Annotated in this window: 1 protein-coding gene and 1 pseudogene; one reads left to right on the top strand and one right to left on the bottom strand. The window is 61.6% G+C overall.

Features of this window, described 5'->3' with window-relative positions; genetic code table 11:
• Positions 1-314 precede the first annotated feature (314 nt).
• Positions 315-2,005, bottom strand: a pseudogene (locus ACK543_RS05895) (IS1634 family transposase).
• 178 nt (positions 2,006-2,183) lie between these two features.
• Here ACK543_RS05895 and ACK543_RS05900 point away from each other — a divergent pair.
• Complete coding sequence (locus ACK543_RS05900) at positions 2,184-2,951, top strand: class II glutamine amidotransferase (protein ID WP_409941923.1); 768 nt, start codon at positions 2,184-2,186, stop codon at positions 2,949-2,951.
• The last annotated feature ends 194 nt before the right edge of the window (positions 2,952-3,145 follow it).

Genomic DNA, 3,145 nt, shown 5'->3' on the forward strand with positions numbered 1-3,145 from the left:
CGGCTGCAAATCGACCGCAGCGGTCCATTTTTAACCGCCTTTTTGCCCCATAGCTCGGCTATGGGGCTGCAAATTCGGCAAAAACTGTCCTCGCTGGGGCCGATTTTCGCTTTCGACGCTCCAAGTCCGACAGGCTCCTAGACATGATGGTCGCCGCCGAGCCTGCGTCCTTCCGCACGGCTCGCTGATGCGCGAGCGACGCTCATCGGGTTCACATCGACTCCAACGAGCGGTGTCCAACGGCTAGAAAGCTCGAGTTCGACACAATAAGCGCTAAGTCCTTGATTTCATTAGAAACCGTTTCAAAGTTTCCACTACAGTAAGGTCAACTGGGCGTCTGGTGCGGGCTTTCTGATGTTCATGGCCGCCAGCAGTTCGGCCTGCTCGCGGTGGATGTTGGAGATGCCAGTGATCGGCACCCCCTGGTTGATGCAGACGCTCTGGCGCTGAATCCTTCGCAGTTGCGCCAAGGCGCTCTCGGGCGAGGCACTGTGACCGGCGGCTTTGAGGCGCTGGCGCATCACGCGGTAGAGGATCAGCGCCATGAAGCAGATGCAGGCATGGGCGCGGATGCGCTCGGGCAGGCGGTGGTAGACCGGTGCGATGTCGATCTCGCTCTTGAGCACCCTAAAGCCTCGCTCGATGTCGGCCAGGCTCTTGTAGCGCTGCACGATCTCGGCAGGCGCCAAGTCGGCCACGTTGGTCACCAGCAGCAGCTTGCCGTCCATCATTCGGGCACGCGCCAGTACCTTCTCGTCGATCTCGTAGGTAAACAGATCGGACTGCAGGTCGACCTTGATGATCTTCGACAGATGCGCGTCGGCCACTTCGTGAAAGAAACGTGCCGTGGCCCCTGAGTCGCTGAGCTTGCGCCCGCGATGCACCTGGCCGGCCTCCTGCCCATCGAGCTTGCCGGCCAGTTCACTGGCCCGGGCTTGGAGCGCCGCAATGCGCATGGCCCGCTGAGCCGTTTGTTCCTGCGCCCGCACCGGGTCGTGCGCTACCACCAAACGCAGTCCTTCCCAAGAGGTTTCGGCCACCGTCTGACTGTCTGGCGCAGCCGCGTCGTGCAAGGGCTGCAGCAACTCGGCAAATTCCCCATAGCGGCGCCCCGGCACCGCCAGGATGAATTCGAGCGGCTGACCCGTGGGCAAGCTGATGGCGGCCAGGTCGGCCAGGTTATCGACCGAGAGCAGTCCCCGGTCGGCCACCATCACCAGGCGACGAATGTGCGGGTAGCGCGAGAGCACCTTGCACACCGTGGGCAAGAGGGTGGGCGCCTCGGACGTGTTGCCGTCAAAGACCTCGTGGCAGATCGGCATGCCGTCGGCCGTTTGCACCACACCCAGCATGAACTGCCGGGCCACCACGCCTTCCTTGGACATGCCAAAGTGCCGCACATCACCCTCCTGCACGCTCAGGCCTGCCGCGCGGATGGTGGTCAGGTCGTAGAAGACGACCGACAGCTCGTCATCGATCAAGGGCCGCAGCAGATGGGCCACGCACTCGTCGACCGCTTGCTGATGGTCCATCAGCGCATCCATGCTGCGCAGCAAGTGTTGGTGCGTCAGTTTGTCGGGCTCCACTCCGGGCATGGAGACGGTCTGCAGCCAGCGCAGCGTTCCCAGCTTAGAGTCGGCATCGCACAGGCGGTTGAAGACCATCACGCGGATGGCCTGCTCGACCGCGGTGGAAAAGCGTGCACGGCGAAAGACGCCGGCCAGGCAGTCAAAGCCGATCTCGCGCCAGAGCTGATCGAGCGCCCAGACATCGCCAAGAGACAGGGCCGACTCGAACTGCACCTGTGTGGGGTGGTGGTGTCCACAGGCCCAAGGCCACGGGCCTTGAGCAGGGTCTGCAGAACCTTGTCGAGCTGGCCGTTGTTCTCGTCCACGCGCCCGAGGGTGAGCAGGTTGCGCTGGCGGGGCTGACCGTTGGCGTCGCGGTAGGACTCCACGATCTGGGCATAGGTGTGACCACGGGCGCGAGCGAGCTTGACGAACATGGTGCAAGTGTAGCGGATGGGGCGAAAGAAGAGACTACCCAATATGTAAAATGTTTACACTACACAAAAATCCGGAAAAGCGCGGCTAAGTGCTTGATTTATATAGACCCACCCCCTGGAAATCGCGGAAAGAGGGGGAGGAAGTGTCGAACTCGGGAGAAAGGCGGGTGATAGTACGATGTGCCAACTTCTCGGCATGAACTGCAACGTACCGACGGACATCACGTTCAGCTTCAGCGGATTCGCGCAGCGCGGGGGGCGCACAGACCACCACCGCGACGGCTGGGGGATTGCCTTCTTCGAAAACAAGGGCGTGCGGCACTTCGTGGACCATCTGCCATCGGTGGAGTCACCGGTGGCAGATCTCATCAAGCGGTATCCCATCAAAAGCCATCACGTGATCGCGCATATCCGCAAGGCGACGCAGGGCGAAGTGAAGCTGGAGAACTGTCACCCCTTTGTCCGCGAGTTGTGGGGCTGCTACTGGGTGTTTGCCCACAACGGCGATTTGGGAAGCAGCAGGCCGAAGCTGCATGGGCAGTTCCGCCCGGTCGGCAACACCGACAGCGAGCATGCATTTTGCTGGCTGATGCAGGAGCTTGCGAAGTCCCACGCGAGTGTGCCGAGCATCGCAGAGCTGACGCTGACACTGCGCGAACTGACAGCGCAACTGAGGCCATTGGGCACATTCAATTACCTGTTGTCCAACGGACAGGCGCTATGGGCTCACGCCTCGACGAATCTTTACTACCTCGAACGCAGACACCCGTTCGGGCAGGCGCACCTGAGCGACGAGGACATGAAACTGGACTTTGCCAGCCAGACCGGTCCTAACGACCAGGTCGCGGTGATAGTGACCAGCCCGCTGACCACCAACGAAACGTGGACAGCGTTTCAGCCGGGCGAGCTCCTGGTATTTTCAGAAGGACGCCGGCTTCAAAACTGAGTGTCGGCAGTCGCGCCACCAGGGATGCGCGCGCGGCCAATGGTACCCACGCAACGCGACGCCACTCCGATTACGCGATATTGATTGCGCAAAGCAAACCGCCCTTCGACTCTGAGGAGTGGAAGGGCGGGCTGGGCTGTAGGGGCCTGACGATGACCTACTTTCACACGGGAACCCGCACTATCATCGGCGCA

Source organism: Acidovorax sp., assembly GCF_046341535.1.
Classification (GTDB): Bacteria; Pseudomonadota; Gammaproteobacteria; order Burkholderiales; family Burkholderiaceae_C; genus Acidovorax.